The sequence below is a fragment of the Streptococcus sp. 2018037 genome (assembly GCF_019754195.1).
Lineage (GTDB): Bacteria > Bacillota > Bacilli > Lactobacillales > Streptococcaceae > Streptococcus > Streptococcus hashimotonensis.
Genome location: NZ_JAIJZQ010000019.1, coordinates 16,599 through 43,072, shown reverse-complemented (window position 1 = coordinate 43,072; position 26,474 = coordinate 16,599). Strand labels below are relative to the sequence as shown.

The window sequence follows — 26,474 nt, the reverse complement described above, 5'->3', positions numbered from 1 at the left end:
GATTATAGGGAATGTGATGTGGTCCAGTTTGAAAAGAGGTCGTTTTATCAGAACGATTTCTTGGTAGAATCACATCACTACCATCAACAGCTAGGATAGGAAGGTTGTGAGAGATTGGAATTTTAGAAGTAATATTGGTAAACAGGGCTTTAAAAGCTTGATGTTTGATCTGATATCGTCGTTGAACAAAGGCAGATTGAGTGACTGGCAAATCTAAATCAAGTAGCTCTTTGGCTAAGGTATTACCACCCATGGTCAGTATAGCTTGAATAATGGTTTTCATCGTTAGCTGACTTTTCCGACTAAAATCTTTTTCAGGATGAAGCACAAACTGGTTTGCGGTGGAAACGATGTCGTTAATACTATCAAGTAAATGAGCTTTAATCTGGTCTAGCATGATTTTTCCCCTTTTATTTCTAGTGTAACATAAAAAACTAACCTACCACAAAACGTGATAGGTTAGCTAACTTAATGACATTGGACTTGCGGCCCTCCTTGTTTTATTGGCAATCGGTTTTGTCATGAGTTTCTGGTATATCTTATTGCCCATTGGGCTCCTAATTGGCTATTTTTACAAGAGAGAGGCTATCCAGCGTTTTTTGAATAGAGATTCTATAAAACGCTTGCAGGTATTAGCGCTATCTATTCGTTCGGGCTATGAAAAGCATCAAGAGCTCTCGGTGGAAAAGGGTGAGGATAAGGTTGTGTTACAGTTGCGAAGCAGACTGTTAGGACAATTATTTGAATTAGACCAGCTCTATCAAAAAGTTGGAAAATATCTGAATGGATATGAAAGTAAAGAGGTTGTAGATACCTTGCAACTAAAATATCATTTAAAACTGCCAGAAGCTAAAACAGAAGAAAATACTGACACACAGGTTTCTACTGGTGGTAATGCTGTGATGGATGAACAAGGCATGATAGCGGATTTAGCTCCTGAAATTCTAGAAACCTATTGTAATATTCAAAGAGACAATCTTGTTATTCTTGAAAAGCTGGAAAAGGCGACAGATAAGAGGGAAGAATTGACAGCTGTCCATGAGGCCAATATGAGTCGGTTTAACGATATTTTACAGGGCTATTTGAAAATCAAAAAATCACCGAAAGATTATTTCAACGCAGAAGAACGATTGGTGCAGGCAAAATCAGCCATGGAAATTTTTGATAAGGATTTGGATGATACCATCAAACAATTTAACGAAGCGGATATGAAAGATTTTGAAGTCAGTCTGCGTATGATGAAAAGAGAAGAGGAATAGAGAAGATGTCAGGATTTAATTTCGATATTGATCAGATTGCTAATAATAGTTTATCAACCAAAGATAAGACAACAGAGCTTATTCAAGCGACTCCGACTGGAGATAATTCAAAAGTTTCTTTCTTGGCTCAATTGACCCCAGAACAACAGACAGGCATTCGTGCCAAGGCTCCCCAATTGGTGGATAACTTCTTAGCTAATCAAAATGCCCTCTTGGATTTTGGTAAGGAAGCGGTAGAAGAAGTCAATGCCACGGTCAATCACATTTTGTCAGAACAGAAGAAGATTGAAATTCCACAGGTGGATGAGCTTTTGGCCAATACCAACCGTGAATTGAATGGCTTTGTGGCTAAGTATAAGGACATTTCCACAACTGCTGAATTAGAAAAGAAACCAGGTTTCTTCCAACGCCTGTTCAAGCAGACCAAGAATGATTTGCAGGAATTTTATTTTGATTCGCAGACCATTGAAAAGAAAATGGATAGCATGGCAGCTAGTGTGGTCAAGCAGGAAGAAGTGTTGGCGCGCAATATTGTTTCTGCAGAGCTTTTGATTGAAAATAATACCAAGTCTATCGAGAATTTGGTTGGGGTCATCGCCTTTATTGAAGCGACTGGTCAGGAAGCTGCAGAGCGTGCAAAATTGGCACAAGAAAACCTCGCAACTTTAGTACTGACTACAGTCGATTATCAAGTAGCTTCTGAGAAGTTGGCACGTGTAACAGAGGTTGCTAATATCCTCGAACAACAACATTCTGAGTATATGAGTCGCTTATATGTCGCGTGGACAACGACACCGCAGATGCGTAATCTGGTCAAGGTTTCTTCGGATATGAAACAGCGCCTTGGGATGTTACGTCGCAATACTATTCCAACAATGAAATTGTCCATTGCACAGTTGGGCATCTTACAACAATCTATCAAGTCTAGCCAGACGGCAGATGCGATTGTCAATGCTAATAATGCTGCCCTTCAAATGCTTGCGGATACATCAAAAGAAGCCATCCCGATGATGGAACGCACAGCTCAGAATCCGACCCTTTCAGTAGCATCTGTTACCAAATTGGCAGAAAGTTTGGTTGCCCAAAATAATGGCATTATTGCAGCTATAGATGAAGGGCGTCAGAAACGTCGGGAGTTGGAAGCAGCTATTGTACGGTCTGCAGAGACTATCAATGATTCTGTTAAGCTACGCGATCAAAAAATCATTGCTGCTTTGCTGGAACAAGGAAAAGAAGCACAGTCTGAGGCAGAGCAACCACTTGAAACCAATTAATAATATAAAACCTGCAGTTCAGTGAAACTGCAGGTTTTATTTAATGGCGTTCTATTGGTTTTTTATCTCGATCTAAAGTAAATCCCTCACCGAGTACTTCATGTGCGTCTGTAATAGTGATAAATGCGTGGGGGTCAATGCGATGAATAAGCTCCTTCATCTCTTGGAGTTGGCTCTTATATATGACTGAGTAAATCATGTTGACATCGGCTTTGCTGTAGAAACCTTGTGCTTTGATAAAGGTGACACCACGCTCGATTTCACAATCAATAGCCTGAGCCAATTGGTCAGATTTTTGGGAAACAATCATAACTCCCTTGCTACCATATCCGCCCTCCGTGACAAAATCAATAACCTTGGAAGCAATAGCAACCATCATTAAAGTATATAGAACTGTTCGGAGGTCTTTAAAAACAATAACAATCAGAGTTAGGATGAGGATGTCAACTGCAAGAATGATTTGTCCAATGGAGTAAGGTAGGAATTTATGACCGATACGAGCAATAATATCGCTTCCCCCAGTCGTTCCGCCAGCACGGAAGATGGTTCCTAATCCTAGTCCCATAAGAATCCCACCAAGGATACTAACGAGTATCAAATCTTGTTGTAGATTGATTGAAAAATGGATTTTTTCAAAAATGGCCAACCAAAAGGTAACGCTAAAGGTTCCTAAGATACTGAGATAGAGAGTCTTCTTTCCGAGTATTTTCCACCCGAGGATGAACAATGGAATATTAATCACAATGTTCATTATCCAAGGTTGAATATGAAAAAGGTAGTAAATAATCAGCGTCAATCCAGTTGCGCCACCCTCGAATAGACGATTGGGCATGATTAAATAATTTAGCCCAAAGGCAAATAGCCCTGCACCAAGCAAAATAAGTAAAATATTTTTCAAACGAACCATAAGCATCTCCGAATATGTGTATATATCAATTTTAAAAGATTTTCTCCTTAAAAACAAGTCAATTTTCAAGTGATTTTTTGACTAATTTTTGGTAAAATGGAATGAATATCTAAGAACCAGTATTCACAAGTGAAATGCTTGTATATATGGTCATTTAGTTTCTCTTTTATTACTTCAACGAGCGAGGAAGCGTCGTTTCCTTATTTTCAAGTTCAAACGGGAGTGGGAAAGAACTCGACTGGTCTAAAAAGAGTTCCCCTCACTTCCAAGCAGTTGGCTCGGGCTAAAATAGTCCACTGGACTATTTTACTCCCACCCCCGCACAGCTCCAACTATCTCTCAGATTGTTGGAGCAAGTACTAAAAGTAAACTAAACGACTATAAGAGATAGTTTTTCGCTAATCAAGGCAGTTTTTTTGAGGGAATACTGACTGTATTTTGAAAACACTAACGAAGATTAGTTGAAAAACTAGCCTTAGATGGAAGTGCTGAACTGTGCATACAGGTTCTAAGAGCGAGGGAAAGATGAGAAACGGTTTTTTTATTACATTTGAAGGCCCAGATGGAGCTGGAAAAACAACTGTATTGCAACAGTTATTGCCAGCCTTGCAGGAATTGGGGCCAGAAGTAGTCACAACTAGAGAGCCAGGTGGAGTGGCTATTGCAGAAGAAATTCGCAATATTATTCTGAATCCTGCAAATACAGCGATGGATGATAAGACGGAGCTGTTATTGTTCATTGCAGCACGACGTCAGCATTTGAAAGAAAAGATTCTTCCTCCCTTGGTACAGGGGAAATTGCTCTTGATTGATCGTTTTATCGATTCCTCTATTGCCTATCAAGGATTTGGACGGGGTTTGGATATAGATGACATTCATTGGCTTAACCAGTTTGCAACAGATGGTTTAAAACCAGATTTAACTCTCTATTTTGATATTGATACAGAAGAGGGGCTGGCTCGAATTGCCCGCAATGCTGACCGTGATGTGGATCGCTTGGATATGGAAAAAGCAGATATGCATAGACGGGTGCGTCAAGGCTATCTTAGTATTTTAGAGCAGGAACCAGAGCGGTTGGTAAAGATTGATGCCAGTCAGCCACTAGAGGCTGTTGTTGCAGATGCTTTGGCGGTCATTAAGAAACGGTTTGCAGAAAGAACATGAAGATTGAAGAACTTAGAAACTTACAACCCAGTGTATTTCAACGTTTTGTGACAATTTTAGAGCAGAGACGTTTGGCACATGCCTATCTATTTTCAGGTGACTTTGCTAGTTTTGATATGGCAATTTTTCTCAGTCAATCGTTATTTTGTCAGGAGAAAGAAGGCGTTCTTCCTTGTCAGAAGTGTCGGTCTTGTCGTCTAATTGAAGCAAATGAGTTTTCAGATCTTACTGTTATTGCACCGCAGGGAAATGTTATCAAAACAGATACGATACGTGAATTAGTTAAGAATTTTTCACAATCTGGATTTGAATCTAATAAGCAGGTTTTCATTATTCGTGATGCTGAGAAAATGCATGCTAACGCAGCCAACTCTTTGCTAAAAGTGATTGAAGAACCTCAGTCAGCTATTCACATCTTCTTATTGACCAATCAGGAAGAGGCTGTCCTTCCTACTATCAAGAGTCGGACACAGATTATAGGTTTTCCTAAAAATATTCCGGCCATGGAGCGAATGTTAGAAGAGGAGGGCTTGTTAAAAACACAAGCGAATCTCTTAGCTCAACTGGTTTCAAGTCAAGAAGAAGCGAAAAAGTTAGCAGAAAATAAAAACTTTTTAGATTTGATGGGACAGACAAAGAAATTTACAGACTTGCTCTTGGTGGAGCCTACACGTGCTTATTTGCAAGTTGGAATCCTAGTGTCTTTAGCTGTGGAAAAAGCTGAGCAGGGACGTTTGTTTGACCTTCTGAGTCTGATATTATCTGAGAAAATGATGGACTCGGCAAACGTACGTGAAAAAATGGATGCTGTTCTTAAGGCTAAGAAGATGTGGCAGGCAAACGTAAGTCTACAAAATAGTCTAGAGTACATAACTCTGTAAAATAAAAGAAAGGGAGATAATGGATAAAAAAGAAATTTTTGATGCCCTAGATGATTTTTCGCAAAATCTTCTAACCACGTTGGCAGAAGTGGATGCTATCAAAAAGCATTTACAGGGAGTTATTGATGAAAATACGACCCTCCGTTTGGAAAATTCCAAGTTGCGCGAACGTTTGGAAAAAGAAGATAAGACAGGCCATAAATCTTCCAACTTTGGTAAGGAGAATTTGGAGAATATTTACGAAGATGGTTTCCATATTTGTACCTTCTCTTATGGTCAACGTAGGGATAATGATGAACCTTGTATGTTCTGTGTAGAATTATTGAATCGAGATTAGGATGAAAGTACAAAAATCATTTAAGGGACAGACGAGTTTTGGGACTTTATACCTGGTGCCAACGCCTATTGGAAACTTACAGGATATGACATACCGAGCTGTTCAGATCTTGAAAGAAGTGGATATAATTGCAGCGGAAGATACGAGAAACACAGGCCTTCTACTCAAACATTTTGAAGTAGAAACCAAGCAAATATCCTTTCATGAACACAATGCCCATGAAAAAATTCCAGTTTTGATTGATTGGCTCAAATCTGGTCAGTCCATTGCGCAAGTTTCTGATGCAGGCCTGCCTTCCATTTCGGATCCTGGTCATGACCTGGTACGGGCAGCGATTGCGGAAGATATTCCTGTTGTAGCACTTCCAGGAGCATCGGCAGGAATTACAGCCTTGATTGCATCTGGTTTGGCACCCCAGCCACATATTTTTTATGGATTTTTACCGAGAAAAGCGGGGCAGCAAAAAGAATTTTTCCAAGAAAAAAAGACCTATCCTGAGACGCAAATTTTCTATGAATCTCCATATCGTGTGGCAGATACCTTAGAAAATATGTTGACAGTTTATGGTGATCGTCAGGTAACGGTTGTTCGAGAATTGACCAAGTTATACGAAGAATACCAGAGAGGAAGCATTTCCGAATTACTAGAGTATTTGGAAGAAAATCCACTTAAGGGAGAATGCTTGATTATTGTCGAGGGTGCTGGTGAGGAAGTCTATCCTTCTGCTGACGAAGTGGACTTGAAGGCTGAGGTAGAAAGGGAAATTGCAAGCGGCATAAAACCTAATCAGGCTATCAAAGAAGTGGCCAAACGCTACCAACTCAAAAAACAAGAAGTATACGATATATATCATGGACTAGGTTAAGGCCTAGTTTTTTGTATGTTTATGCAAGCTTATACTCTTTGAAAATCAAAATTATCCGTTGTCAACTTTCCTTGATGAGTGAAAAGCACTAGTGGATCTTTTCAACCTGTTACCTTGAAATGAGAAAGTAACAAAGTTCTATCGTCGGCTTAATGACGCGAACACAGTTCTCTATACTTCCAGCCTTCAACTATATCCCCGCTAAGCTACTTTTGATTTTTATTGAGTAATTAATAGGCAGATAACAATTGGCGATACTCCCCAAACAGTCAAATCTGGTCATAAAATTTTCATTGAAAACTGATACATCCCTGTGAGGTAAGTGGCTCGTTTATGGCTAAAAGTAAGAAGAGCTTTAGAAAGTAGAATAAATATAAGAAATCCGAATATTTTTACAAAATAATCATATTTTATGGAATTGTCTGAATATTTGTGATATAATGAACAGACTAACTTAATGGAGGGATTTTATGACAATCTACAACTTCTCTGCAGGTCCTGCAGTATTGCCAAAACCAGTACTTGAACGCGCCCAAGCTGAATTCTTGGACTACAATGGTTCGGGAATGAGCGTTTTGGAGATGTCGCATCGCTCCAAGGACTTCGATGATATTATAAAAGGTGCTGAAGCAACGCTTCGTGAATTGATGGCCATTCCAGATAATTACAAGGTTATTTTCTTGCAAGGTGGAGCTTCTTTGGAATTCACAATGATTCCCCTCAACTTCGCTCAAGGCAAGAAAGCCTACTATCTTGTAGGTGGCTCATGGGGTAAAAAAGCCTATACTGAGGCTGTGAAGCTGTCTAAAACAATTGCCTTTGAACCAATTTTGCTTGGATCAACTGAAGATATTACCTACGCAGAATTGCCAACCTTCGATAAAAATGATATTGATCCAACTGCTGCTTACGTGCATTTGACAACCAATAACACTATTGAAGGAACAGCAGTTTATGATATTCCTGACACCAATGGTGTGCCAGTCATTGCTGATATGTCTTCAAACATCTTAGCAGCTCGCTATAATGTTGAAGATTTTGCCATGATTTATGCTGGTGCTCAGAAAAATATTGGTCCTGCTGGTGTGACAGTGGTGATTGTTCGTGAGGATTTCCTCAATGATCAACCAATGCTTTCAAGCATGTTGGACTACCGTATTCAAGCAGAAAATGACTCTCTTTATAATACGCCACCAGCCTATTCTATCTATATTTCTAAACTCGTCTTTGAATGGGTAAAAGAAATTGGTGGTGTCGATGAGATGGAGAAAATCAACCGTGAAAAATCGGGTTTGCTTTATGACTACATCGATCAGTCTAATTTCTATACAAATCCTGTTCGTAAAAAAGAAGAGCGTTCAGTAGCCAACATTCCATTCGTGTCACCAAGCGAGGAATTGGATGCCAAGTTTGTCAAAGAAGCAACAGCGGCAGGTTTTAAAAACATCAAAGGTCACCGCTCTGTTGGTGGGATGCGGGCGTCGCTCTATAATGCTTTCCCACGTCAAGGTGTGGTTGAATTGATTGAATTCATGAAAAAATTTGCAGCGGAGAATGCCTAATGGAAATTAGATTAGCACATCCAAATGAGATGGAGGCTATTGTCAATATTCTTGAAGATGCTCGCGCATTTCTAGCAACCTCTGGTATTAATCAATGGCAGGGAGAGTATCCAAATAAAGAGAATATCTTTGATGATATTCTTTCTGGCCAAGGTTATGTTGGTCTAGTGGACGGTAAGGTGGCAGCTTATGCCGCCGTTCATCGTGGTCAAGAAGCAGAATATGAGGTCATATATGAAGGAAAATGGCAGCACAATCATCCTGTATATACAACATTTCATAGAATTGCAGCAGCTGACGAATTTCGTGGTCAAGGAATCATACAAACTTTTTTGCAAGGTTTAATTGAAGGTCAAAAAGGACCGGATTTCCGCTGTGATACCCACGAGCAGAATAAGACAATGCAGCACATTCTAAAAAAATTAGGCTATGTCTATTGTGGTAAAGTCCCAATAGATGGAGAACGTCTAGCTTATCAAAAAATCAAGCACAAGAGCGAGCGGAGTCTTTACCAGGAAATCAGTGAAGACGACCGTTGGTTACTCGGAAATAATTAATGAAATAAAGAAAGAAAAGGACCGGGCAAAAGCTTCATATCACTTCTCAAGGTTCGAGTCAACATCTCAGCGCAGTGGTTGATTGGCTCTAACAATCTGGGAGATTGTTAGAGGTTGGAGATAAGATTTGTGAAACAAATCTCAGCAGTTCGTGTATACTCCAAATCTGACCTCTACCGGCTGATACGAATGGAGTTCGCTTTATTTCCAACCTCCAACAGTCACTACTCTGACTGTTGGAGCTGTGTGGGGGTGGGAGTAAAATAGTCCAGTGGACTATTTTAGCCCGAACCTACTGTTTGGAAATGAGGGGAACTCTTCTAGGAGTGGCTGAGTTCTTTCCCACTCCCCTTTTTAGGTAAAAATAAATGGTATTTAGCGTACGTACTTTTAACAATATCAATCAAATTGGTCTTAAGGAATTAGGTAATAAATTCCAGATTGACGGAGATCATGCAGCAAATCCAGATGCCTTTATTATTCGATCTGAAAATTTGCATGGATTTGATTTTCCTGAAAATCTAAAAGCTATTGCCCGTGCTGGTGCAGGGACTAACAATATTCCAATCGAAGAGGCAACAGAGAAAGGTATTGTTGTCTTTAACACTCCAGGTGCCAATGCCAATGCTGTAAAAGAGGCAGTCATTGCTTCCATTCTTTTGTCAGCACGTGACTATATCGGAGCGACGGCATGGGCAAATACATTGTCAGGAGATGATGTATCTAAGCAGGTTGAAGCAGGTAAGAAGCAGTTTGCTGGGACAGAAATTTCAGGTAAGACTCTTGGTGTTATCGGACTTGGTGCCATTGGTGCGCGTATTGCCAACGATGCCCGCCGTTTGGGAATGAATGTTCTCGGTTACGACCCTTATGTATCAGTAGAAACTGCATGGACCATTTCAAGCCATGTCAAACGTGTGGATGACTTGAAAGAAATCTTTACCAATGCGGATTACATTACTGTTCATGTTCCTTTGACAGATAAGACACGAGGACTCTTCAATGCGGATAGCTTTGGTCAAATGAGAAAAGGAACAACCTTGATCAATTTTGCCCGCGGTGAATTGGTTAATAATGCTGATTTGTTTGAAGCAATTGAGGCAGGAGTTATCAAGAACTATATCACGGATTTTGGGACAGAAGAAGTGCTCAACAAGGACAACATTATCGTCTTTCCGCACGTTGGTGGGTCAACAGAGGAAGCAGAGCTCAACTGTGCCATTGCTGCTGGTCAGACCATTCGTCGTTTTATGGAGACGGGTGAAATTATCAACTCAGTTAACTTCCCAAATGTGAAACAATTCCTAGATGCACCGTATCGTATTACCTTGATTAATAAGAATATTCCTAATATGGTAGCAACGATTACAACGGCTGTATCTGAGTTGGGAATCAATATTGATAATATCATCAATAAGTCTAAAGGTGACTATGCCTATACTTTACTTGATTTGGATGAAGCGGATAAAGTGAAAATTGAGCAGTTGGTTGCTAAATTTGAAGCAACGGATGCAATTGTCAAAGTGCGTGTCATTCAGAATAAAAACTAATCATGCTGTATAAACAAGTCTATCACAGTCCACTTGGGCCCATGTCATTAATGGCTAGTGATAAGGGATTAAGAGGGGCCTGGTTTGAAGGGCAAAAATATTTTGAACGAGGCTTGAACGAGAAAGCTATTTTAGCCTCCCATCCCATTTTAGACCAGACAGCTCGAGTGCTTGACAAGTATTTTTCAGGGGATCAGGTGGACTTTTCAACCCTTCCATTAGAAGCTGTGGGAACAAATTTCCAAGAGCATGTCTGGCAATTATTGAAGACGATTCCGATTGGTCAGACGACTACCTATGGACAACTGGCTCAACAACTGGGCCTTCGTTCTGGTCAGGCAGTAGGAGGTGCAGTTGGGCGTAATCCTTATTCTATTATTGTTCCTTGTCACCGAGTTCTCAATCAGAAAGGACAGTTGACAGGTTATGCAGGTGGACTGGATAAGAAAATCTGGCTCTTGCGACATGAGAATCCAGAATTTGAGGTGAAAGATGATTTTATTTTATGAGTATCCAAAATGTTCGACTTGCCGAGCAGCAAAGGCGGAGTTGAAGAGTTTGGGATTGGAATTTGAGGCTATTGATATTAAGTCAACACCGCCTAGTGCTGAAGAGCTAAAAGCTTGGATGGAGGCGACAGGACTAGAATTGAAAAAGTATTTTAATACTTCTGGTAATAGCTATCGTGAATTAGGCTTGAAAGATAAGTTTGATAGTCTTAGCTTGGAGCAGGCACTTAATCTTCTAGCTAATGATGGTATGCTGATTAAGCGTCCTCTACTGATTCAGGATGGTAAAATCTTACAGATTGGCTATCGAACAAAATACGAAAATCTCGGTTTATAAGCCGAGATTTTGTTTATTATGGCTTCTAGCTAGTTTTTCTCGTAGAGAAAAACAAGAAAACCACCAGCTATGCTGGTGGCTGCCAAGGCTTTGAGCTTCCATTTCTTTTTCCTGTTATAATCTAATTGTTCAGGTTAGATAAAGGAGGAAAAAGAAATGACTAAAACCAGTTACAGTTTATCACATACCAAATGGATGTGCAAATATCACATAGTTTTCACACCTAAGTACCGTAGAAAATCCATTTACTACAAAATTAGATAGGACTTAATTGATATTTTCCGTCATCTATGCCAATACAAAGGCGTGGAAATTATTGAGGGACACATGATGGCAGACCATGTTCATATGCTTGTCTTGATCCCACCGAAACTTTCGATTTCCGATTTTATGGGATATTTGAAAAGCAAAAGTGTTCTAATGATATTTGATAAACATGCTAATTTAAAATATAAGTATGGAAATCGAAAGTTTTGGGCTAGAGGCTACTATGTTAGTACCGTTGGGCTGAACGAAAAGACAGTTGCGAAATACATTCGCGAGCAGGAGAAAAATGACATTGCACTTGATAAATTGAGTGTCAAAGAGTATGAAGATCCATTTTCAGATGGCAGTTTTAGAACGAGATAAAAGCCCGTTGTTACGGGCATTAGTCAAGTAATTATAGCACTAACCTGAACGAAGTTCAGCGAACGTCTTTAGACGTCGCTGGAGAGAAACGGCTTATAGCCGGTGTACAAGCCACCCGTTTTCACGGGTGGTTATGACTATAGCGCATATTCTATTGAAATATATTCATGATGTTTTTTCAAAAGATAGAGCATCTGAGGCTTATCTTCTAAGAGTTTTTGGATAATTTCGTGATGGACATTGTGGAGATTGATTTTAACGCGAATCTTCGTGCCTTGTTTGAAAATCTGGATTTCGACATCATTGCTATCTTCCTTTAAGTAAGGCTCCAATAGCTGATAGATAGAATCATGTATCTCAGGGAAATGGATCGTTCCGTTGGCGAGTTCCTTGAAAGATGCCACTAATAAGTTCCAAGGTTCCTTAAATGAAATGATTGCTAGTGCTAGTGTCAAAAAGAAGTCACCAGTATAATGCAGGAAGCCTAACCAAGAGTTGATAGGAACAAGATAGAGCAGAAGAATTGCAATTCCAATTGCACCTGAAATGAGTCCGTCTATAAGGTTGCCTTTTGCTTCTGCTAATATGATAGTAGACAGATGATTGACTTTGGCACTCATATGGCGGTTGTATAGGTAAAGCCCCATGCAGACAAAAAATATAGTTATGGTATAAGGTAGAACGGGACCTGTAGTCATTTGATGACCGATTCCATGAACAAAGTAAGCAAAGGCTGTCGCGCTAGTTTCAAGTACAGCAAATACCAGGAGTAGTAGAGTTGCGAGAGATTTCATGATAGCGTAGAGAGGTTCTAGAAAATACAGTCCTTGAGGAAAAGTCTCGGTTTTCCGATGGCTATTTTTCGATATGTAAACTGCAACTAAGGACGAAATAAATGCTATTAGAGAAAAGACTCCGTCTAGGAGGAGGGCGTTTAGGTCAGTCATGATATAAACGGCAATGCCTGCTAGTCCAGATAAACCGTTCACAACAGAGGAAACAGTTAGAGATTTGCGTTCGATAATTTTATGGTCCATAATCCCTCCTTTTAATGTATATCTATATATTTATTTTACCATAAAATGACATCGCTTTCAAATCAAGCAAATTAAAACAAGGTAGAGTGATAAGAAATAAAGGCTTAAAACCCTTGCAATAGACCTACGGGTTTTAAGCCTTTAATATCTGTTATCTGATAATTGAAATCATGTTATACTCTTCGAAAATCAAAATCAGACGTTGTTGACTTGATTTGATGAACTTCAGTTCAATCTGCATCTGCGTCGCCTAGTCTGATTTTGATTTTCATTGAGTATTAATATCCACTATTAGAATGAAATCTCCATTACAATTGGTGTATGGTCCTGACGAGCACCGGAGTCAATCATATCTGACTTACTTACTTTGTCGGCGATGCGGTCGCTGACAAGCCAGTAATCAATTCTCCAGCCTGTGTTGTTGATTTTACTGGTGCGGCTACGTTGTGCCCACCAAGTATAGGCGTTGAGAACATCACCGTGCAAGTGGCGGAAGGTATCTGTAAAACCTTTTGCTAGAAGATTTGTAAAACCTTGACGTTCTTCATCTGTAAATCCTGGAGATTGACGGTTACTTGCGGGATTAGCAAGGTCAATTTCCTTGTGAGCAACGTTGTAGTCACCTGTTGCAAGAACAGGTTTGTGGCTATCAAGTTTTGCTAAGTAGTCAGCATACTGTACATCCCAGATTTGACGGTCAGCAAGTCGTTTCAAGCCATCACCAGCATTTGGCGTATAAACTTGTGTGACATAGAAATCGTCAAATTCTAGCGTGATGATACGCCCTTCAGAATCCATGGTTGTTGGAGCACCAATCTCAGGGAAGGTAATGGTTGGAGTTAGATGGTTTTTGTAGAGGAAGAGCGTACCAGCATAACCTTTGCGAGCTGGTTCTACAGATGAACGCCAGGTATTGGCATATCCAGGGAAGTAGCTTTCCAAAATTTCTAGATGCTTTTTAGTCGGTCCCTTATCTGACAATTTTGTTTCCTGAATGGCGATAATATCAGCATCTTCTGTCACAAGTGTATCGATGACTGCGCGTGATAATAGGGCGCGCGGAGATTCTGCAGTCAATGCAGCGTTAAGAGAATCAATGTTCCAAGAAATGAGTTTCATAATTTTCCTTTTCTAGTCTGTTACTGTTTTACATTATACCAAAAATAAAAGTTGCAGGCGAATATGGAAACTTGAAAAAAATTTTATAATTCTTGTATTATAACATTAAAATTGTGATACAATAGAACTAATAAATCTGTGTCAAGGAGGTTATTATGAAAAGAAGATTATTTGTTTTTGCCTGGTTAGCCCTAGTTTTGGAAATGCTAATCTACTACTGGTACCAGCTGCCTGCTTTAAATATTTGGAGTGTGGACTTCTGGATATTTTTCCTTCAATCTGTCGGACTGGTTTGGCTCATACTTTCCATGTTCAGCTCCAAAGGTGCTTTTCAAAAGGTGACTAAGATTTCCGGTCGCCAAAGACAAGTAGATACCTATCAGATTAAAACCTCGCAACTGCCAGCTTACTTAAAATGGTTGGGACGAATTTGGGTATTGGTTGTCCTGGCTTTGTTGGGGCTGGGGCTTATCAACTCACGTGTATTTCGTGCTAAGGATTACGCTGCTGTCATAAGCGTCAAGGATGCGGATTTTAAAGCAGATTTTCCTGAAACAGACATATCCAAATTGGCCCTCCTAGATCGCGCCTCAGCTGAAAAAATTGGTGATACTTATCTAGGTACCATTGACAAGGTCTCCCAGTTTGGCATTTCGGATGATTATCGCCAGATTACTATCGGTCAGCAACCATTCCGTGTATCGCCTTTGGAATATAAGAATTTTTGGAAATGGCTGAGCAACCATCAAGATGGGATTGGTTACTACGTGAAGGTTAATCAGACAACAGGGAAGGCAGAACTTGCCAAGTTGAGCAAAGCCATGCACTATTCAGATTCTGAATTTTTGCTGAATGATACTTTACGTCATCTTCGCCTGCAATACCCGACAACTATTTTTGGGAAACCATCCTTCGAAGTGGATGACCAAGGAAATCCGTATTATATTGCAACGATTTACGAGCCAAAATTTGGACTTTCATCAAATGACCCGATTGGCGCTATTGTATTGGATGCAGTAACAGGGGAAAGTAAGAAGTATAGTCTGGAAGATATTCCAGAGTGGGTAGACCGTGTTTATTCAGCAGACAATGTTATCAGCCGTGTAGATGACCACTATACTTATCAAAATGGTTTCTGGAATACCATTTTCAGTCAAACTGGTGTGAAAAATACAACAGACAGCTATAATTATATTTCTATCGGCTCAGATATTTATCTCTACACAGGTATCACTTCAGCAACTGCTGATTCATCCAACCTTGGATTCATTCTTGTCAATATGAGAACTCGTGAAATTACCAACTACAAATTGGCTTCGGCGACGGAAACAGCAGCGCAAAAGTCTGCAGAAGGTGAAGTACAGGAGAAGGGCTATAAAGCCACTAATCCAAGCCTGGTTAAATTGGCAGATACAGCTTACTATTTAGTATCCTTGAAAGATGATGCCGGCTTGGTTAAATCATACGCTCTTGTTGATGCCGAAGATTATCAACAGGTTACTGTTAACAACGATATTGCGCTCTTAATTTCTCAAGTCACAGGAACGGATGCTTCTAGCCTTTCAGGATTGACGGTGACTGAAAATGGAGAAGTTGGTGAACAGACTGAGGTTATCAGTGGAAAAGTAGAAGCATCAGCGAGTCAGATAATTGGCGGTGCGACAATCTACTATATTGAGTCTGAGGGTAAGATTTATAAAGTCAAAGCAACGGAAGATAGTACAGATCGTTTACCGTTTATCAAAGTAGGAGATCACTTTAGCGGTCAGTTAGATAAGAAAAATTATCTTAAAAACTTTAAGGTTAATCCAGAATAATCATAAGAAAGAGTGAGGTAGAAAAGCCTTGCTCTTTTGTTTGTCATCACCCATGCGAAATATTTCAACTTATGGTATAATGGGGCGTTGTGGTTCTCTGACAGGAATCGGTAGCTTGTTCTGTCGAGTATCCATATTTTTATTCTGAAGGAGTATTTTGTGAGTTTATTTAGAAAAAAACAAGCAGTCGGTCGCAATAGTCAAATGCGTCGGCATTTAGGCTTGGTTGATTTGATATTTTTAGGTATCGGTTCGATGGTTGGAACAGGTATCTTTACGGTAACTGGTTTGGCAGCAGCCCAGTATGCAGGTCCAGCTCTGATCATCTCAATTGTTATTGCAGCAATTTCAGTCGGACTAACAGCTTTGTTTTACGCAGAATTTGCCTCTCGTATACCGACTAACGGTGGTGCCTATGGTTATCTCTACTCGGTTTTTGGTGAATTTCCTGCCTGGATTGCTGGCTGGCTGACGATCATGGAATTCTTGACTGCTGTATCGAGCGTTGCATCTGGTTGGGGAGCTTATTTGAAAGGACTCCTAGCTAATTTTGGTATTGCTATGCCAACAGCTCTGAGCGGAACTTTTAACCCCGCTGCTGGTACCTATGTAGACCTCTTACCAGTTATCGTCTTAATTTTCGTAGTAGGAGTGGTCTTGCTTAATTCTAAGGCAGCTCTTCGTTTCAATTCAGCCTTGGTAGTTTTGAAATTTTCAGCGTTGGCGTTATTTATTTTAGTAGGGTTATTCTTTATCAAACCAGAAAACTGGTCGAACTTCTCTCCTTTTGGTTTTGGTGCCATTTATGGTGGACAGGCGGGAATTATGGCGGGAGCGTCTCTCATGTTCTTTGCCTTCCTGGGATTTGAGTCTATTTCATTAGCGATTGATGAGGTGAAAAAACCTGAGAAGAATGTACCAAAGGGAATCGTGTTGTCTCTATCCATTGTAACAATTCTTTATGTCGTAGTGACATTAGTCTTGACTGGTATGGTTCACTATACTAAGTTGAATGTAGCAGATGCGGTTGCCTTTGCACTTCGAGAAGTTGGATTGGATTGGGCAGCGAGTTATATTTCTATTGTAGCAATCCTAACATTGATTACAGTATGTATTTCGATGACCTACGCCTTGTCGAGAATGGTCTATTCCATCAGTCGTGATGGTTTGCTACCGAAATCATTGAGCCGATTGACACAAACAAGCAAGGTTCCTAAAAATGCGACCATTCTTGTGGGGATTTTTGCAGCCATTTGTGCAGGTATTTTCCCACTAGCAAGTATTGCTTCCTTCCTCAATATCTGTACCTTAGCTTATTTGATCATGCTGGCGCTGGGTATTATTCGTCTGCGTCAAGTCGAAGGTTTGCCAAAAGATGGACAATTTAAAACACCTCTTGTTCCCTTGTTGCCTATCCTCTCGATTATCATTTGTCTTTCATTTATGTTCCAATATAGTTTAGATACTTGGATAGCATTCGGAGTATCCTTGGTCATTGGAATTTTGATTTACTTCTGTTATGGTTATCGTCATTCGGAAGCCAAATAATAGATTTCCCTTCTTTATTTGAAGGGATTTTTTTGTACAATTTTTTTATAGAAATAATGGAAAACTTAAAAATAAAATAGTATAATATATATAATGATGCAGATATATTAAAGGAGGAGCGTATCCACAGTAGCCTAGGGAGTATGGTGATAACAAATTATTAGGAATCCCTTCGTATTTTGGAGGGACTTTCCTGTTTTTAAGAGATGTTCTGGAAAATTAATGGATAAAGTTTTATACTAATAGTAGGATGGTAAAGTAGTCCGGTGTTGATAGAATATTTGCGACGTGACTTCATAAATAAGGAGAGAAAATTGGAGGGGAATTGTGATGATGACGAGTGATATAGTATCAAGAGCGATGATGACTCGCGAGCGGACAAGAGGTACAACACTACTATTTTTGCCCTCCATTTTGCTATCTATTGTTTATGCTGTACCAGTAACAATTTTTCGCCTACTAACATTTCTAGAGCTCCGTCAAAACAGTGCTTTTGTGGAAGGGCGATTGGTTTCTTCAATCAGGTTGACTTATTTAGGTGAGTTAGGCTTCGCTCTGCTGTTACAGCTGTTCATCGGTCTGTCCTGTTTTCATTTATTGGAATTGTTGAGAGGGGATAGACAGGAGTTTTCTTTAAAAGATAGTTTTTCATTTTTAAAGACAGAATGGAAGAAGCCTATCTGTACCACTTTTCTTTATTATTATTTGCTTCTTTTTATAGCTGGACTTCCAGCTAATTTAGGGGCTGCTTTATTTATTAAAGGCTTCACAATGAGTAGTTTGATGGTCTTATCTCCGGGGGCAATGGCAGAGCTGGCAGTTCATCAGCCTAGTCAATTAATGAAGATAGGGGCTCCGATTTTCCTGCTAGGAATGATTATTTACCTTTTTGTCTACTATACCTACTCACAGGTTGTTTTTGTCTTGTATGACCATTTGGATAATGCTAGTTATACTGGTCCCTTGGCTGTATTTAGGGAAAGTCGTTTCTTGATGAAAGGGAACTATTGGCAACGTATTTGGTTAGATTTATCCTTTTTAGGTTGGTTTATTGGGGAATTATTGACCCTTCGTCTGTTATCTTTTTTTGTGACTCCTTACTATCATTTATCTAGGACTATTTTCTACGAAAAATTGAAAAAACAAAGACTGTCAGCTGTAGAGTAGCTAACAGTCTTTTATGATTATAGGGAGCTTGTTTTGGGCTTGAAATAGAGGTCGTAAACCAACCAGGAAATCATTATTCCTTGGACAAGCAAGCTGATGACGGAGCCTTCTACACCAAACTTTCCACCAGATAGCCACTCAGGACCAGTGATACCGATTTGAACAAAGGCTTGACCAGCATCGGTGCCGCTGACTGGGAAAGCAAAAACATTCCCTTGGAAACAGTTCCACGCAGCGTGTAAGCCACCAATCACCCAAATGTTTCTTGTTTTGAGCATAATGAGGCAGGCAAGAACGGCAAATAGGGTTAAATCCAAAATTGGAATGAGTGAAATAGCATTGTTTCCGAGGTGGAGAAATGTGAAGAAGAGGGAAGAAACAATGATACCAATAGGAATATTGTGTTTAGCTGAAAGTGATGAGAACATCCATCCTCTTGTTAGAATTTCTTCTGCCGTACCCTGGATAGACCAGGCAAGGATAAGGATAATAAATTCTCCGACTAATTTTGTAGAGAACTGGATGCTTGTAAATTCAATCGCGCCTAATCCCCACATGATGAGTGTGCAAGTGGTCAGCATTGCAGCTCCGATTCCCCAACCTAGTAGAAAATCTTTTCCCGCCCCTTTTTTGGTAAAACCAAGTCCTGCCCACGGGCTTTTTTCAATATACCGTGCCCATAAAATGACCATCAGACTGATAAAAGCGAAGGCGAACAGTTCAAAACTTACAGAAAGGGTTTCGCTAACTGGGAGTAAAAAGGTTACTGGAGTAAGAATAACCGCTCCTAGTGAATCTCCCACTATCAACAAAATAGTAGCTACAATAGGAGAGGTGAGGATGTTGAGATTGAAAGCTGATTGAGCTTTCTCATTAATAAATTCGGTTTTCATGGGACCTCCTTTTTATAATATACTTTACTAGTTCACTATTCTACCATATTTTTCCAAAGAAGACTAGACCTAATTTCCTAGTATATGGTAGAATAGTACAAAGCTATATAAGGAGAATAGTATATGGAATTGAATCAATGGCTGAGGTCCTTCCAACTGAAAGATAATCAATTAGTGGGTCCATTTTTTTACGGGACACCTCTTGCGCTTAGATTTGAAATTGGGCCTGCAGATGAAGCAGAAGAATTACCAAGAGCAATCTATCTTGAAAGAGCCTATGCACGTGCAGTAGAACTTTTTGAGCAGGCTAGTTCAGAATACGACTATGTGCTCCTTTCGCTCCTTCGACAGGAAGATAGGGATATAGACACCTACCTCTGGCATTTTTCATCGAAATTTAACTTCGACAAGCTTCCTGAGCCTGAGTTGATAGAAGTGGAGGATTTGACGGGAGATGTGCTAGTCTTTGAGCGCTATCTCTTTCTAGTTACCGACCAGGACCTAAACGCTTTGTTGAGGGAGATTGTCAAAGCCGACCATGGAGGTTTTAACTATCTATCAAGTTCAGTTCTCTTCCTATCTAGTCAGGACAATATCATCTATCATTGCTACGATGATCGGGGAGTTGATATTGCTGTTTTAGCTGATGACAAACGTTTGGAGCTCTTTACAGACTGCCATGACCTCCTTTTGGACTATGATATGGAGGAGATGGAGAGAAGGGTGAGGGGGTAGGAAACCATTACTAAAGGTGATATACCATCTCTTAGATAAAAGTACTTCACAAGTGAATACAGGTTCAAAAAAATCCACAGTAAAACCTGTGGAAAATATGGTAGAATAGAACAGTAGAAAAGTTCCAAAAGTGGGGCGGAAATCTATTTTGGGAGGTGGCAACTTCATTTTTGATGGAAAGTAAAACTTTCTCATCAAAAAACGAGGCTGGGCAAAAAGTCCAAAGCCACTTCTCAGAGTTCGCGTCAACATCTCAGCGCAGTGGTTGATTGGGTTTAACAGTCCAGTGGACTGTTAAAGGTTGGAGATAGGATTTGCGAAGCAAATCTCAGCAATTCGTGTTTTACACTCCAAATCTGACCATTACGACTGTTGCGAACAAAGTTCGCTCTATTTCCAACCTCAAAAGGTTCACTGAACCTTTTTGTAACGAACCTTGTTCGCTCTATCTCCAACCTCCAACAGTCACTACTCTGACTGTTGGAGCTATGCGGGGGTGGGAGTTTAAAAGGTCTGGGAGACCTTTTAAAGTGGGAGATATAAGCTGACGGCAGTCAGCTCACATAAATTGATGTCTGGGAATAGACTGTTTCAGCTCAACAACTGGAAATAAGGACTTGTTGACGAACTCTTTTTCTACCATTTGTCAAGCCTATCAAGGTATTTGACGAAAAATATTTTGAGTTCAATAGTCAAAATAAGGAAATTGTTTTATTTTGGACTAAAGTTTAGTGTAAAAAGTGCATACAAAACCAACACCTTATGTTGAAATTTTTTGATAAGGTGTTACAATGATAGAGCATAAACAGTTTTACCGATTTTGGGTTGAAGCGTAATCGTAAAGTTTGTTATGCATAATGAGGTAATACATTGTCCGAATGAGACGATGTATGGAGGCAATCGTGTGCGGCTTCGTTGAAGTCGTTTGCGATTGTCTTTTTCGTTTCTCATAAAAGTCTGCGATATGGCAAGGATTGGTGTTACTAGCTGAAGCGATATTGTGAATGCATTTGAACAGAATCTTTCTAGCGTAGGGATTACCACGCTTGGTAATGTGTTCCTTAGCGAGGAAGTTACCAGATTCATAGTGTCTCAGGTCAATACCGATAAAGGCATTGATTTGATTGGCAGACTGAAAACGGCGAATATCTCCCAGTTCACCAATAATACTTGTTGCAGTAGTCTCAGCTATTCCAGGAATAGAGAGCAGAATGTCATATTCAGGTAATGGCTGAGCTAGTTCCACCATTTCGTCTAAGACTGCCTGTCTCTGTTCAGACAGTCTAAGCAATTCTTTTGCATAGTAACGGACCTCTTCAAGTATTGGAGAGGTTTTCTTGACGGCACAATACGATTGATTAGCTAGTGCTATCAGCTTCTCGGCTAAGTACGCCACACGCTTGTCCGAAATCCGTTTTGAAGTGGATTGACGAATGCTTTCTGAGAGTTTATCCTTGCTTAACTCAAGCACGAAGTCCTTACAAGGAAAAGCTATAACTAAGTTCCAGTATTGTTCACCAGTTGGTGTTGACAAGATATTTTCCAATTCAGGGAAAGTGACCTGTAAGGCCTTGTGCAGGCGGTTTTTAGCTCGAACGATGTCCTCGGTCAGATTCTGATAGAAACGGCTGAGATCCCGCAAGTTTTGGTAGACTTCTTCTTGGACATACGTCGTTTTACGATTCAGTACAAACTGAGATTGAGCTAGTTTTTCGGCGTCAATTTGATCTGTTTTCCGCACACGCAAGCTATCCAGTTGCTTCTTAGCTTCTAAGGGATTAAGCCGTGTATAAGCATAGCCATGTTCATCCAGAAAAGCTTGAAGACGACGAGAATAGACGCCTGTTGCTTCAAAGATGATTTCTGGCTTGTGGACGGTTTTCAAATCGCCAAGTAGCCGAGCAAAGCCGATGGCGTCATTGGATATGGTATAGCCATGAACTTTCTCACCATTGACTAGAATGGCTACTTCTGAACTTGCCTTACTCACATCAATCCCAAAAACTACTCGCATGATATTACCTCTTTGTCTTGAATGATTCCTTGTTTTAGCGATGTCATTTTCAATACTCGACGTCTGGCGTCCCACATACTTTGATAACATTCTTTCTAAAACAGGTGCCTTGCCAGTTTTTGATGCGACGTCTAGCGTCAAAAGAGTTCTCGACTTAACAAGACACCTCTACTTTATCATAAAGAAAAAGTAGTGAGTACTTTCTCCCGTCGGAGATTTCCTCACTACTAATCTTAGTATGTTTTTGATTAGATGAGTTCTTTCTCACTCCCTTCTGGTTTTTCTCGTAGAGAAAAACTGGCTTGAAGCCATGGCAAGATAAAAGCCCGTTGTTACGGGCTTTAGTCAAGTAATTATAGCACTAACTTGAACGAAGTTCAGCGAATGTCTTTAGACGTCGCTGGAGGAAATGGCTTGTACTTTCTAATTCTTACCCAACAAATTCGTTGATTTCTTTTTCGATATTAGCGATTTTTTCTTCTGCTTCAGCAAGTGTTTCACCGACTGTTGCGATGTAGAATTTGATTTTTGGTTCTGTTCCTGAAGGACGAACTGCAAACCAAGAATCATCTGCCAAGGTGTATTTCAAGACATCTGATGGAGGAGTAGTGAGTTTTTCAACATTTCCATCTTTGTCTGTCTTAGTTTGAAGTGCAAAGTCTTCAAAGACTGCGATGTCAGTTGCGTTGAATTGTGCAGGTGAGTTATCGCGGAATTTAGCCATGATTGCCTTGATTTGCTCTGCACCGTCTTTACCAGAAAGGGTAACAGAGATTGTTTTCTCAGCAAAGTAGCCATATTCTTTGAAGATTTCATCGATACCGTCAGCCAAGGTCATGCCACGTGAACGGTAGTAGGCAGCAATCTCAGCAACGATTAAAACGGCTTGGATAGCGTCTTTATCACGTACAAATGGCTTGATAAGGTAACCAAAGCTTTCTTCAAAACCAAACATGTAAGTGTAGTTGTGTTTTTCTTCAAATTCTTGAATTTTTTCGGCAATGAATTTGAAACCTGTCAAGACGTTGAACATGGTAGCGCCGTAGCTTTCAGCAATCTTAGTTACCAACTCAGTGGATACGATTGACTTAGCAAGGGCAGCGTTTGCAGGAAGTGTGCCTGCTTGCTTGTGGGCTTCAAGGATGTATTTAGCAATGATAGCGCCGATTTGGTTACCAGAAAGGTTCCAGTATGAACCGTCAGCTTGACGAACTTCAACACCAACACGGTCAGCATCAGGGTCAGTTGCAAGAAGGACATCTGCACCGACTTCACGGCCCAGTTCTTCCGCAAGGGCAAAAGCAGCTTGGCTTTCTGGGTTTGGTGAAGCGACAGTAGAGAAGTCAGGGTCAGCAGTTGCCTGTGCTTCAACAACTTGGACAGACTCAAAACCAGCCTGTGCAAGGGCACGACGAGCCAACATTTCACCCGTACCATGAAGTGGTGTGTAGACAATCTTCATGTCTTTACCGTATTCAGCAATCAATTCAGGGTTGATGTTGAGGTCTTTGAGTTCTTCAAGATATTTAAGGTCAGTTTCTTCGCCAAGAACTGTAATCAAGCCATTTTCCTTGCTGGTTTCAAGGTCAGCCAATTCAACTGCAAATGGATTGTCGATGGCACGGATGAAGTTGGTCAATGCATCTGCATCAGCTGGTGGCATTTGTCCGCCGTCTTCACCGTAAACCTTGTAGCCGTTAAATTCTTTCGGGTTGTGGCTGGCAGTCACCATGATACCTGCGATGGCATTGTAATGACGAACAGCAAATGACAACTCAGGAGTTGGACGAAGGCTTTCAAATACATAAGATTTGATACCATGCGCTGCCAAAACTTGAGCTGATTCAAAGGCAAATTCTGGAGAGAAGTGACGTGAGTCGTAAGCGATGGCAACACCACGTTTTTTAGCTTCTTCACCTTTTGATTCTACCAATTTTGCCAAACCTTCAGTAGCTTGACGAACGACGAATACGTTGATGCGGTTGGTACCAGCGCCAATATAACCACGCATACCAGCTGTACCAAATTCAAGATTTGTATAGAAGGCATCTTCTTTTGTTTTTTCATCCATTGCGACTAATTCTTCACGTAAATAGTCTGGAAGTCCTGCAAAGTCGAGCCATGTTTGATAGGTTTCTTGATAAGTCATCTCATATCTCCTTAAAAATTTTTCTATTAAACGCTTTCATTATACCATGTTTGAAAAGAAAAATCACGCTTTCACGTGATTTTCTGATATTTATTTTTGAACTTTCTGTAAAACTGGAACGATAGCTATGGTTAAGAGACCGGAGATGGTTAATTCTGCAATAGAATTGAATGAGACGATACTAGCTAGTAACAATTTTATATCCCCAGCATATACATTAGAAAATAGGAAGAAGATACCAGTCAAGACAAAAATTGTATTTGTCAAGGTACCAGTAAGACCTGCTAGTAGGAGCCCCTTTTTGTTTTTCATCAATTTGTAAACAAAATATGGTGTAACTCCGATTAAAATACGTGGAACTAAGGCAATCAGGATAGAATTGAAGTTTCCATGTTCCACGAAAGGAGAGAAAACATAACTCATCGGTGAAATGATTATGCTATTGCGAATGATACTCATTATTCCCATAAAACCACCCAGTTGTGCCCCTAAGCGTGGACCGTAAAGAATGGAAGCGATGATGATGGGAATATGGGTAATAGTCGGTTTTATTGGCAAGATAAAATTAGCAAAAATCATCTGACTGACCACTTCAATGACAATCATGATTGTTAGAAATATTGCAAGAGTTGCAACGTCCCTAGATTTATTTGTTTTCATTTAGAACCTCCATTACTTTGTTTAGAATCACATCAATCTCGGCCAGAGCACCTGTACCAAAGTCGCCGCAAGCAAGCAGGGCTTCACGTGGTTTGATTTCCTCAAAACCATACTCCATGAGGGTTTTGATATTTTTCTGGGTAGCAGGATTGAGGTACATGTTAGTATTCATAGCAGGTGCCAGCAGTTTTTTAGTACCAATTGGCAGAGCCAGAGCTGTTGCCGTAATAATGTTGTCAGCCATACCATTAGCTAATTTAGCTATCGTATTGGCAGAAGCAGGGGCAAGTAAAAATAAGTCTGTTTCTTTGGCAATATCGATATGCTTGATAAGAGTAGGATTTTCTTCAATCATGACATCTGTGTGAACCAGATTTTTTGATAAGGATTGGAGAGTCAAAGGTGTGATGAAGTCCATAGCAGAGCGACTCATGAGGACTGTAACCTGATGACCGAGCTTGGTAAATTGACTGGTTAGGTCAGCTGCTTTATAGGCTGAAATAGAGCCAGTAACGGCAAGTGTGATATTAGCCATTTTGTTCTCCTTTTTCTAGGGTATTTAAAATGAGCTGAGCAATTTCATCTTTTGTCTGTGCTTGAATTTCCCTTGTTTTATCAACTAGATAGGCAATGTGTTGATTTTCTCCAATATCCTTCAAGTCATTAGCAAGTATATAATCAGCGCCATTTCGTTCAATGCTTTGGCGAGCTACGGCAAATAATTCCTCCTTAGGAACATTAACCAATAGTTTGAAGCCAAAGAGTGTGATAGCTGGATTCCATTTTTTTACATAGGAAATGACCTTGGGAGTTTTTTTCAAGAAAAGAACTTGGTAGTCATCCTTGGATGAAATCTTACTTTCTGTATTCTGTTTTTTTAGTAGACTAGAGATGTCTTCAGTTGCTCTTATTTCATCTAAACCAGCCATATAAACAGGTGTATAATCGGATACAGCCATGCTATGAATCAGGGCCTGATGGGTTTTGACTAAAGGTTCTAATGTTTCTTTCAAACTATCAACATTTGTGATTTCGATAATGGTTAAATTCTTCTGAGAATTTGGTTTGACAGCCTGTCTTGTAGTCACAAGAGTAACTTCATGACCACGTTTCAAGGCTTGTTCGGCAATGGTTTTTCCAAGATTTCCAGAAGCATGGTTTGTAATAGCGCGGACTTGATCGATAGCTTCGCTTGTTCCGCCTGATGTAATCAATAGTTTCATGTTCATATTTTACTAGAATTTCTATTTTTCGTAAAGTTTGCACTAACTCATTTGCTAATAAATCTGTGACACTGGAAAATGATAACACTAATAAAAAATATAAGGATCAGTCTTAGACGGAAGTGTAGAGCTATGATATGATGAGAATACAGTTTTTAAAAATTTGTATCTGTTTAAGTAAGGGAACCTGTAGTTTTTCTGAAAATTCCGTACGTTAGTGAATAAATAGTAAAAAATATGCGAAAATAAGTTGTGGTATGGTATAATGTCCATAAAAAAT

24 protein-coding genes and 2 pseudogenes are annotated in these 26,474 nt (G+C 39.9%); 16 read left to right on the top strand and 10 right to left on the bottom strand.

The window, feature by feature from the left end; translation table 11 throughout:
- Positions 1 to 397, bottom strand: a pseudogene (locus K5Q29_RS07680) (IS4 family transposase); the annotation flags it as partial.
- 79 nt (positions 398 to 476) lie between these two features.
- Between K5Q29_RS07680 and K5Q29_RS07675 the strand changes: the two are divergent.
- Together K5Q29_RS07675 and K5Q29_RS07670 are read left to right on the top strand one after the other, a co-directional pair.
- The gene (locus tag K5Q29_RS07675) at positions 477 to 1,259 is read left to right on the top strand and encodes a hypothetical protein (RefSeq protein WP_105139200.1); all 783 of its coding nucleotides are present in this window, start codon (positions 477 to 479) and stop codon (positions 1,257 to 1,259) included.
- A gap of 5 nt (positions 1,260 to 1,264) precedes the next feature.
- A complete protein-coding gene (locus K5Q29_RS07670) occupies positions 1,265 to 2,533 on the top strand; it encodes a toxic anion resistance protein (protein WP_105139199.1) in 1,269 nt (422 codons plus the stop codon).
- Positions 2,534 to 2,573: 40 nt separating this feature from the next.
- Here the strand turns inward: K5Q29_RS07670 and K5Q29_RS07665 are convergent, their stop codons facing one another.
- On the bottom strand, positions 2,574 to 3,440 hold the full coding sequence (locus K5Q29_RS07665; protein WP_002935357.1) for a YitT family protein: 867 nt from the start codon (positions 3,438 to 3,440) through the stop codon (positions 2,574 to 2,576).
- Between the two features lie 525 nt (positions 3,441 to 3,965).
- Here K5Q29_RS07665 and tmk point away from each other — a divergent pair.
- From tmk to tnpA, 10 genes and pseudogenes are all read left to right on the top strand, one after another.
- Positions 3,966 to 4,604: a dTMP kinase gene (gene tmk / locus K5Q29_RS07660; protein ID WP_044671010.1), complete on the top strand. Its 639-nt coding sequence runs from the start codon at positions 3,966 to 3,968 to the stop codon at positions 4,602 to 4,604.
- Positions 4,601 to 5,485 carry a DNA polymerase III subunit delta' gene (locus K5Q29_RS07655; protein WP_105139198.1) on the top strand — a complete coding sequence of 295 codons (885 nt, stop codon included), beginning with the start codon at positions 4,601 to 4,603 and terminating at the stop codon, positions 5,483 to 5,485. The genes tmk and K5Q29_RS07655 overlap by 4 nt, the downstream gene beginning before the upstream one ends.
- Positions 5,486 to 5,504: 19 nt before the next feature.
- A complete protein-coding gene (yabA, locus tag K5Q29_RS07650) occupies positions 5,505 to 5,822 on the top strand; it encodes a DNA replication initiation control protein YabA (protein WP_002935361.1) in 318 nt (105 codons plus the stop codon).
- 1 nt (position 5,823) lies between these two features.
- Positions 5,824 to 6,687 carry a 16S rRNA (cytidine(1402)-2'-O)-methyltransferase gene (gene rsmI, locus K5Q29_RS07645; protein WP_105139197.1) on the top strand — a complete coding sequence of 288 codons (864 nt, stop codon included), beginning with the start codon at positions 5,824 to 5,826 and terminating at the stop codon, positions 6,685 to 6,687.
- Between the two features lie 470 nt (positions 6,688 to 7,157).
- Positions 7,158 to 8,249: a 3-phosphoserine/phosphohydroxythreonine transaminase gene (serC, locus tag K5Q29_RS07640; protein WP_015646952.1), complete on the top strand. Its 1,092-nt coding sequence runs from the start codon at positions 7,158 to 7,160 to the stop codon at positions 8,247 to 8,249.
- On the top strand, positions 8,249 to 8,806 hold the full coding sequence (locus K5Q29_RS07635) for a GNAT family N-acetyltransferase (protein WP_105139196.1): 558 nt from the start codon (positions 8,249 to 8,251) through the stop codon (positions 8,804 to 8,806). Before serC ends, K5Q29_RS07635 begins: the two co-directional genes overlap by 1 nt.
- 368 nt (positions 8,807 to 9,174) lie before the next feature.
- The gene (locus K5Q29_RS07630; RefSeq protein ID WP_105139195.1) at positions 9,175 to 10,356 is read left to right on the top strand and encodes a phosphoglycerate dehydrogenase; all 1,182 of its coding nucleotides are present in this window, start codon (positions 9,175 to 9,177) and stop codon (positions 10,354 to 10,356) included.
- A gap of 2 nt (positions 10,357 to 10,358) precedes the next feature.
- On the top strand, positions 10,359 to 10,865 hold the full coding sequence (locus K5Q29_RS07625; protein WP_024413536.1) for a methylated-DNA--[protein]-cysteine S-methyltransferase: 507 nt from the start codon (positions 10,359 to 10,361) through the stop codon (positions 10,863 to 10,865).
- Positions 10,849 to 11,202 (top strand): arsenate reductase family protein, encoded by a 354-nt coding sequence (locus tag K5Q29_RS07620; RefSeq protein ID WP_002935368.1) that lies wholly within the window; start codon positions 10,849 to 10,851, stop codon positions 11,200 to 11,202. The genes K5Q29_RS07625 and K5Q29_RS07620 overlap by 17 nt, the downstream gene beginning before the upstream one ends.
- 156 nt (positions 11,203 to 11,358) lie before the next feature.
- A pseudogene (tnpA, locus tag K5Q29_RS07615) lies at positions 11,359 to 11,832 on the top strand (IS200/IS605 family transposase).
- A 137-nt stretch (positions 11,833 to 11,969) separates the two neighbouring features.
- Here the strand turns inward: tnpA and K5Q29_RS07610 are convergent.
- Both K5Q29_RS07610 and K5Q29_RS07605 read right to left on the bottom strand, forming a co-directional pair.
- Positions 11,970 to 12,869: a cation transporter gene (locus K5Q29_RS07610; protein WP_105139194.1), complete on the bottom strand. Its 900-nt coding sequence runs from the start codon at positions 12,867 to 12,869 to the stop codon at positions 11,970 to 11,972.
- 291 nt (positions 12,870 to 13,160) lie between these two features.
- Positions 13,161 to 13,988, bottom strand: coding sequence for an exodeoxyribonuclease III (locus tag K5Q29_RS07605; protein WP_012775042.1), 828 nt, complete (start codon positions 13,986 to 13,988; stop codon positions 13,161 to 13,163).
- A 155-nt stretch (positions 13,989 to 14,143) separates the two neighbouring features.
- On the opposite strand from K5Q29_RS07605, the gene K5Q29_RS07600 reads away from it, so the two are divergent.
- From K5Q29_RS07600 to K5Q29_RS07590, 3 genes are all read left to right on the top strand, one after another.
- Positions 14,144 to 15,805 carry a hypothetical protein gene (locus K5Q29_RS07600; protein ID WP_105139193.1) on the top strand — a complete coding sequence of 554 codons (1,662 nt, stop codon included), beginning with the start codon at positions 14,144 to 14,146 and terminating at the stop codon, positions 15,803 to 15,805.
- A 159-nt stretch (positions 15,806 to 15,964) separates the two neighbouring features.
- Positions 15,965 to 17,353: an amino acid permease gene (locus K5Q29_RS07595; protein WP_105139192.1), complete on the top strand. Its 1,389-nt coding sequence runs from the start codon at positions 15,965 to 15,967 to the stop codon at positions 17,351 to 17,353.
- 330 nt (positions 17,354 to 17,683) lie between these two features.
- The gene (locus tag K5Q29_RS07590) at positions 17,684 to 18,520 is read left to right on the top strand and encodes a DUF975 family protein (protein ID WP_105153286.1); all 837 of its coding nucleotides are present in this window, start codon (positions 17,684 to 17,686) and stop codon (positions 18,518 to 18,520) included.
- 17 nt (positions 18,521 to 18,537) lie between these two features.
- Here K5Q29_RS07590 and K5Q29_RS07585 read toward each other — a convergent pair whose 3' ends face one another.
- Entirely contained in the window at positions 18,538 to 19,413 is an 876-nt protein-coding gene (locus tag K5Q29_RS07585) for a CPBP family intramembrane glutamic endopeptidase (protein WP_105153287.1), read from the bottom strand.
- Positions 19,414 to 19,536: 123 nt separating this feature from the next.
- On the opposite strand from K5Q29_RS07585, the gene K5Q29_RS07580 reads away from it, so the two are divergent.
- Complete coding sequence (locus K5Q29_RS07580; RefSeq protein WP_105153288.1) at positions 19,537 to 20,148, top strand: DUF3885 domain-containing protein; 612 nt, start codon at positions 19,537 to 19,539, stop codon at positions 20,146 to 20,148.
- A gap of 811 nt (positions 20,149 to 20,959) precedes the next feature.
- Here the strand turns inward: K5Q29_RS07580 and K5Q29_RS07575 are convergent.
- The 5 genes from K5Q29_RS07575 to K5Q29_RS07555 form a co-directional block, all read right to left on the bottom strand.
- Positions 20,960 to 22,162: an IS110 family transposase gene (locus K5Q29_RS07575; protein ID WP_105153290.1), complete on the bottom strand. Its 1,203-nt coding sequence runs from the start codon at positions 22,160 to 22,162 to the stop codon at positions 20,960 to 20,962.
- Between the two features lie 430 nt (positions 22,163 to 22,592).
- Positions 22,593 to 24,311, bottom strand: a complete 1,719-nt coding sequence (locus K5Q29_RS07570) for a phospho-sugar mutase (protein WP_172013824.1) — start codon at positions 24,309 to 24,311, stop codon at positions 22,593 to 22,595.
- A gap of 90 nt (positions 24,312 to 24,401) precedes the next feature.
- Entirely contained in the window at positions 24,402 to 24,971 is a 570-nt protein-coding gene (locus tag K5Q29_RS07565; protein WP_015646942.1) for an ECF transporter S component, read from the bottom strand.
- A complete protein-coding gene (coaC, locus tag K5Q29_RS07560) occupies positions 24,958 to 25,506 on the bottom strand; it encodes a phosphopantothenoylcysteine decarboxylase (protein WP_105153292.1) in 549 nt (182 codons plus the stop codon). Before coaC ends, K5Q29_RS07565 begins: the two co-directional genes overlap by 14 nt.
- Entirely contained in the window at positions 25,499 to 26,194 is a 696-nt protein-coding gene (locus K5Q29_RS07555) for a phosphopantothenate--cysteine ligase (protein WP_161947075.1), read from the bottom strand. The genes coaC and K5Q29_RS07555 overlap by 8 nt, the downstream gene beginning before the upstream one ends.
- Between the last annotated feature and the right edge of the window lie 280 nt (positions 26,195 to 26,474).

Bases quoted from the DNA above. Each gene is read 5' to 3' on its own strand.
- tmk (WP_044671010.1), top strand. From the start codon at position 3,966: ATGAGAAACGGTTTTTTTATTACATTTGAAGGCCCAGATGGAGCTGGA.
- serC (WP_015646952.1), top strand. From the start codon at position 7,158: ATGACAATCTACAACTTCTCTGCAGGTCCTGCAGTATTGCCAAAACCA.
- K5Q29_RS07670 (WP_105139199.1), top strand. From the start codon at position 1,265: ATGTCAGGATTTAATTTCGATATTGATCAGATTGCTAATAATAGTTTA.
- K5Q29_RS07580 (WP_105153288.1), top strand. From the start codon at position 19,537: ATGGAATTGAATCAATGGCTGAGGTCCTTCCAACTGAAAGATAATCAA.
- K5Q29_RS07625 (WP_024413536.1), top strand. From the start codon at position 10,359: ATGCTGTATAAACAAGTCTATCACAGTCCACTTGGGCCCATGTCATTA.
- K5Q29_RS07635 (WP_105139196.1), top strand. From the start codon at position 8,249: ATGGAAATTAGATTAGCACATCCAAATGAGATGGAGGCTATTGTCAAT.
- K5Q29_RS07575 (WP_105153290.1), bottom strand. From the start codon at position 22,162: ATGCGAGTAGTTTTTGGGATTGATGTGAGTAAGGCAAGTTCAGAAGTA.
- K5Q29_RS07620 (WP_002935368.1), top strand. From the start codon at position 10,849: ATGATTTTATTTTATGAGTATCCAAAATGTTCGACTTGCCGAGCAGCA.
- coaC (WP_105153292.1), bottom strand. From the start codon at position 25,506: ATGGCTAATATCACACTTGCCGTTACTGGCTCTATTTCAGCCTATAAA.
- K5Q29_RS07665 (WP_002935357.1), bottom strand. From the start codon at position 3,440: ATGGTTCGTTTGAAAAATATTTTACTTATTTTGCTTGGTGCAGGGCTA.
- K5Q29_RS07655 (WP_105139198.1), top strand. From the start codon at position 4,601: ATGAAGATTGAAGAACTTAGAAACTTACAACCCAGTGTATTTCAACGT.
- K5Q29_RS07600 (WP_105139193.1), top strand. From the start codon at position 14,144: ATGAAAAGAAGATTATTTGTTTTTGCCTGGTTAGCCCTAGTTTTGGAA.
- K5Q29_RS07605 (WP_012775042.1), bottom strand. From the start codon at position 13,988: ATGAAACTCATTTCTTGGAACATTGATTCTCTTAACGCTGCATTGACT.
- K5Q29_RS07630 (WP_105139195.1), top strand. From the start codon at position 9,175: ATGGTATTTAGCGTACGTACTTTTAACAATATCAATCAAATTGGTCTT.
- rsmI (WP_105139197.1), top strand. From the start codon at position 5,824: ATGAAAGTACAAAAATCATTTAAGGGACAGACGAGTTTTGGGACTTTA.
- K5Q29_RS07565 (WP_015646942.1), bottom strand. From the start codon at position 24,971: ATGAAAACAAATAAATCTAGGGACGTTGCAACTCTTGCAATATTTCTA.
- K5Q29_RS07590 (WP_105153286.1), top strand. From the start codon at position 17,684: ATGATGACGAGTGATATAGTATCAAGAGCGATGATGACTCGCGAGCGG.
- K5Q29_RS07570 (WP_172013824.1), bottom strand. From the start codon at position 24,311: ATGACTTATCAAGAAACCTATCAAACATGGCTCGACTTTGCAGGACTT.
- K5Q29_RS07555 (WP_161947075.1), bottom strand. From the start codon at position 26,194: ATGAAACTATTGATTACATCAGGCGGAACAAGCGAAGCTATCGATCAA.
- K5Q29_RS07585 (WP_105153287.1), bottom strand. From the start codon at position 19,413: ATGAAAACCGAATTTATTAATGAGAAAGCTCAATCAGCTTTCAATCTC.
- K5Q29_RS07610 (WP_105139194.1), bottom strand. From the start codon at position 12,869: ATGGACCATAAAATTATCGAACGCAAATCTCTAACTGTTTCCTCTGTT.
- yabA (WP_002935361.1), top strand. From the start codon at position 5,505: ATGGATAAAAAAGAAATTTTTGATGCCCTAGATGATTTTTCGCAAAAT.